Source organism: Streptomyces sp. NPDC107498 (assembly GCF_055582805.1).
In genome coordinates this window covers 1-4,967 of sequence record NZ_JBVJPE010000053.1, presented here as the reverse complement: position 1 = coordinate 4,967, position 4,967 = coordinate 1, and the positions used below count along the sequence as shown (strand labels likewise).

At 72.7% G+C, this 4,967-nt stretch carries 6 protein-coding genes and 1 pseudogene; 3 read left to right on the top strand and 4 right to left on the bottom strand.

The window, feature by feature from the left end:
• Positions 1–260 (bottom strand): annotated as a pseudogene (locus ACZ66Z_RS36595) (heme-binding protein); the annotation flags it as partial.
• 512 nt (positions 261–772) lie between these two features.
• On the opposite strand from ACZ66Z_RS36595, the gene ACZ66Z_RS36590 reads away from it, so the two are divergent.
• From ACZ66Z_RS36590 to ACZ66Z_RS36580, 3 genes are all read left to right on the top strand, one after another.
• On the top strand, positions 773–1,534 hold the full coding sequence (locus ACZ66Z_RS36590) for an SDR family NAD(P)-dependent oxidoreductase (RefSeq protein WP_469940292.1): 762 nt from the start codon (positions 773–775) through the stop codon (positions 1,532–1,534).
• A 211-nt stretch (positions 1,535–1,745) separates the two neighbouring features.
• Positions 1,746–2,456 carry a TetR family transcriptional regulator gene (locus ACZ66Z_RS36585; RefSeq protein ID WP_469940290.1) on the top strand — a complete coding sequence of 237 codons (711 nt, stop codon included), beginning with the start codon at positions 1,746–1,748 and terminating at the stop codon, positions 2,454–2,456.
• 152 nt (positions 2,457–2,608) lie between these two features.
• Complete coding sequence (locus ACZ66Z_RS36580; RefSeq protein WP_469940289.1) at positions 2,609–2,992, top strand: zinc ribbon domain-containing protein; 384 nt, start codon at positions 2,609–2,611, stop codon at positions 2,990–2,992.
• 75 nt (positions 2,993–3,067) lie between these two features.
• Here ACZ66Z_RS36580 and ACZ66Z_RS36575 read toward each other — a convergent pair whose 3' ends face one another.
• The 3 genes from ACZ66Z_RS36575 to ACZ66Z_RS36565 form a co-directional block, all read right to left on the bottom strand.
• Positions 3,068–4,024 (bottom strand): electron transfer flavoprotein subunit alpha/FixB family protein, encoded by a 957-nt coding sequence (locus tag ACZ66Z_RS36575; RefSeq protein ID WP_469940287.1) that lies wholly within the window; start codon positions 4,022–4,024, stop codon positions 3,068–3,070.
• A gap of 32 nt (positions 4,025–4,056) precedes the next feature.
• The gene (locus tag ACZ66Z_RS36570) at positions 4,057–4,842 is read right to left on the bottom strand and encodes an electron transfer flavoprotein subunit beta/FixA family protein (RefSeq protein ID WP_469940286.1); all 786 of its coding nucleotides are present in this window, start codon (positions 4,840–4,842) and stop codon (positions 4,057–4,059) included.
• Between the two features lie 28 nt (positions 4,843–4,870).
• Positions 4,871–4,967 (bottom strand): acyl-CoA dehydrogenase family protein (locus tag ACZ66Z_RS36565; protein ID WP_157849844.1); only part of this gene is annotated, 97 nt, incomplete at its 5' end.

Genomic DNA, 4,967 nt, shown 5'->3' with positions numbered 1-4,967 from the left:
ACGACCGCGACGGAGACCCGCTGGTTCTCCTTCTGCGCGGCGTCCAGCGTCGCCTGCGCGGCCTGCGTGGCCGCCTCGATCGTCAGGTGCGTGGAGCGCGTGGTGTTCTTGTTCCTGGCGTCCGCCTCGGCGGCGGCCGGAGCGGCCGTCGCGTCCTTGCCGGTGGCACTCGCGGAGTAGGCCCCGAAGCCGCCGAGGGCGAGGGCGGCGACGATCGCGCCACCGGTCACGACGCGGGTGCGCGAGGGGGCCTTCTTCACGTGCTTCATGGGATCTGCTCCAGTGAACTCGGTTGACCGCGGGGGCCGTCGGGAAGCCGTGGCCCGCTCCGTCACCCATCCTGGTGCCGCACCCCGCCGCCGTCCGTCGTCGTCCCGGCTGCGCCCGGCGCCCGCAACGGCTGACCCCGGGGTCAGCCGATCGGTCGACCCCCGTGCGGAGGAGGCCCCGCACGGGGCAGCGCCCGCGCACCTCCTCACAAGTCTTTCTGACGCCTGCTCAGGCGAGGTCGTCGGTCGGAGCCGGCTGGGTGTCGAGGGGCGGGGGACCTGCCCCCGGGTGTCGGGCGGCCCGGCCGCCCGACGGCTCGGTGAAGAGGTCCGGCCCTCCGGGGCGGACCTCGGCTCGGTCTCCGCTTCCGGGGGCGGCGCACACGGTTCTATGGTGGGCGGCGCAGATCGCGCGGACCGCGCGGTCCTCCGCGGGCACGCGCCCGATCCGGCGGCCATCCCGGCGGCAGGGTCGCACCCGCACGACACGAACGAGGAGTTCCATGGACATCGCCGGCTCCGCCGCTCTCGTCACCGGCGCCGCTTCCGGCCTCGGCGCCGCCACCGCCGCCGCACTCGCCGCGCGCGGCGCCACCGTCTACGGTCTGGACCTGGACAAGGCCGTGGCCGCCGCCGGACCGCTGCCCGAGGGCGTCCGGCTGCTCGCCGCGGACGTCACCGACGAGGACCAGGTCCGCGAGGCGCTCGCCGCGGTCGACGCCGACGGCGCCGAGCTGCGGCTCGCCGTGAACTGTGCGGGCATCGCCCCCTCCGCCCGCATCTTGGGCCGCAAGGGGCCGCACGAACTCGACCTGTTCCGTACGGTGCTCCACGTCAACCTGCTCGGCACCTTCAACGTGATGCGGCTCGCCGCCGAGGCCATCGCCCGCCACGAGCCCGACGAGCACGGACAGCGCGGCCTCGTCGTCAACACCGCCTCCATCGCCGCCTTCGAGGGCCAGGTCGGACAGATCGCGTACGCCGCCTCCAAGGCGGGCGTCGCCGGGATGACCGTCACGGCCGCCCGCGACCTGGCGCAGTTCGGCATCCGGGTCGTCACCATCGCCCCCGGCATCGTCGACACCCCGATGATGGCCGGCTTCGGCGAGGACGTCCGGGCCGGTCTCGCCGCGAGCGTCACCTTCCCGCAGCGCCTCGCGCGCCCGGAGGAGTACGCCCGGCTCGTGACGATGGTCGCCGAGCACGACTACCTCAACGGCGAGACGATCCGGATGGACGGCGCCCTGCGCATGAGCGCCCGCTGAGGCCCTGAGTCGAGGCCCCGAACGGCCCCGATGCGGGCCTGAACGGGCCTGAACGGGTCTGAACGGGCTTGTGCGGGCCCGGGGGCGCCGGAGGGCCGGGCGCGGGTTCCGGGGCTCCCCCGGGGCCTCCGTACCCCCGTCGCGGCACTAGGTGCCGGATTCTCCCGGCACCTAGTGCCGCAGGGGCCCGTGCGGGTGTTAGGTTCGGGCCATGGGAACAGCCTCGACGAACTCCACGAAGCCCGCGATGCGGGACTCCCTCATCGCCGCGGCCTTCCAGCTCTTCCTGGAGCGCGGCTACGAGCAGACCACCGTCGACGACATCGTCACGCTCGCGGGCGTCGGCCGGCGGTCCTTCTTCCGGTACTTCCCGTCCAAGGAGGACGTGGTCTTCCCCGACCACGAGCAGTGCCTCGCCGACATGACCCGCTTCCTCGCCGCGAGCGCCGACTCCGACGACCCGGTCGTCCGCGTCTGCGACGCAGCCCGGCTCGTCATGCGGATGTACGCCGAGAACCCCACCTTCTCCGTCCAGCGCTACCGGCTCACCCGGGAGGTGGCCGGACTGCGCACGTACGAGCTGTCGGTGGTCTGGCGGTACGAGAAGACCCTCGGCGACTACCTGCGCACCCGCTGGGCCGACCGCAGGGACGGCACCCTGCGCGCCAACGTCGTCGCGGCGGCCGTGGTCGCCGCCCACAACCACGCCCTGCGGCACTGGCTGCGCTCGGGCGGCGAGGGCGACCCGCTGGCGGAGGTCGACGGGGCCCTGGAGTTCGTCCGCTCCACCTGGGCCGCCGACGGCCCGTCGGCGGACGCGCCGGCCGAGGAGGCCGAGGACGTCGTCGTGGTGATCACCAAGCGTTCCACCCCCATGTGGCGCGTGGTGCGCGAGGTGGAGTCGAGCCTCGGAGAGGGCTGAGGGGTCACCGGGGGATCTCCGGAGGGTCACCGTACGGCCTCAGGGTCCTCGGTATCTCGAATTGAGGGAACTCAGGTCTTTATTTGATGGCACTCAGTGCCATACCTTTGCTCCATGCACGGTCGAGCCGCCGAGTGCAAGGAGAAGGCATCGTGTTCCACACGGGAATGAGGAGCGGGACCGCCGTCCAGGCCGAGGAGTCGGCCCCCGAGTCCGAGCTGTACTTCCAGCGCTGCCGCTGGTGCCACACCACGACGTTCCAGCGTCTGCTCTGCCCGACCTGCGGGTCGACCGACCTGGCGCCCGAACTGAGCGAGGGCGAGGGCGTGATATCCGTACGGCGCGGGGTCGCTGCCGCTGACGCCGACCTCTGGCCGGTCCACATGACGGAGGGCTTCGTCGTCCGCTGCCGCGTCGACGGACCGCTGCACGCGGTGCGCCCCGGCGTCCGGGTCAAGCTCTCCGGCACCGCCTCCGCCGGGCGCAGGCCGGTCGTCCGGCTCTGCGAGGAGGTCCCCCTCGACGGCTGGTACTGAGCCGCCGGGCGCGTACACGGGGAAGGGGCGGGTGGCACAGAGTGCCACCCGCCCCTTCCCGCTCCGGCTACGGGATCAACGCGCGCCGATCTCGTCCGTCAGCTGCGGCAGCACCTCGAAGAGGTCGCCGACCACGCCGTAGTCGACCAGGTCGAAGATCGGGGCCTCGGGGTCCTTGTTGACCGCGACGATCGTCTTCGAGGTCTGCATGCCGGCCCGGTGCTGGATCGCGCCGGAGATGCCCGCCGCCACGTACAGCTGCGGCGAGACCTGCTTGCCGGTCTGGCCGACCTGGTTGGAGTGCGGGTACCAGCCGGCGTCCACGGCGGCCCGGGAGGCGCCGACGGCCGCGCCGAGCGAGTCGGCCAGCTTCTCGACGACCGCGAAGCCCTCGGCCGCGCCGACGCCGCGGCCGCCGGAGACCACGATCGCGGACTCGGTCAGCTCGGGGCGGCCGGTGGAGACGCGCGGGGTGCGCGAGACGACCCTGGCGGCGTTGCCGGTGAAGGCGACCGTGACCTCCTCGACCATACCGGCGGCCGGAGCGGCCTCCGGGGCGGCGGAGTTCGGCTTGACGGTGATGACCGGGACGCCGCGCGAGACCGTGGACCTCACCTGGTACGAGGCGGCGAAGACGGACTGCGTGGCGACCGGGCCCCCGTCCCCGGCCTCCAGCTCCACGGCGTCGGTGATCAGGCCGGAGCCGAGGCGGAGCGCGACACGGGCCGCGATCTCCTTGCCCTCGCCGGAGGAGGTCACCAGGACGGCGGCCGCCCCCTTCTCCCGGGCGAGCTGGGTGAGCGCATCGACCTTCGGGACGACGAGCTGCTCGGTGAACTCGGCGCTGTCCGCGACGTACACGGTGGCCGCGCCGTACTCGCCGGCCGTGGCGGCGATCGAGGCGGCGGCCTCGCCGGCGCCGAGGACGACCGCCGAGGGCTCGCCGATGCGGCGGGCCAGCGTCAGCAGTTCGAGGGCCGGCTTGCGGACCGCACCGTCGGCGTGGTCCACGAGAACCAGGATCTCAGCCATGATTCCTTGCTCCTGAGGTGGGTGACGGTGGGTCAGATGAACTTCTGGGCGGCGAGGAAGGCGGCGAGCTGCTTGCCGCCCTCGCCCTCGTCCGTGACGATCGTGCCCTGGGTGCGGGCCGGGCGGGCGGCCACGGCGTCGACCAGGGTCCACGACCCGGCGAGGCCGACCTCGTCGGCGTCGATCCCCAGGTCGTCCAGGTCCAGCTCCTCGACCGGCTTCTTCTTGGCGGCCATGATCCCCTTGAAGGAGGGGTAACGGGCCTCGCCGGACTGGTCGGTGACCGAGACGACGGCCGGCAGCGGGGCCTCCAGGACCTCGGTGGCGGCGTCGCCGTCACGACGGCCCTTCACCACGCCGTCCTCGACGGAGAGCTCCGACAGCAGGGTGACCTGCGGCAGACCCAGACGCTCGGCGAGCAGCGCGGGCAGCACGCCCATCGTGCCGTCGGTCGAGGCCATGCCGCAGACGACCAGGTCGAAACCGGTCTTCTCCAGGGCCTTGGCCAGGATCGCTGAGGTGGCGATCACGTCGGAGCCGTGGATGTCGTCGTCGTTGACGTGGACGGCCTTGTCGGCGCCCATGGAGAGCGCCTTGCGCAGGGCGTCCTTGGCGTCGTCCGGGCCGACCGTCACGACGGTGACCTCGGCGTCGTCGGACTCCTCGGAGATGCGGAGGGCCTGCTCGACCGCGTACTCGTCGAGCTCCGACAGCAGCCCGTCCACGGCCTCGCGGTCGGTCGTCAGGTCGTCGGCGAAACCGCGGTCGCCGGTCGCGTCGGGGACGTACTTCACACAGACAGCGATCTTCAGGGTCACGGCCTGTCTCCTTTCGAGGGGCTGGTGGTCACGGGAGGTTGCGGGCCATGACGATGCGCTGGACCTGGTTGGTGCCTTCGTAGATCTGGGTGATCTTGGCGTCGCGCATCATGCGCTCGACGGGG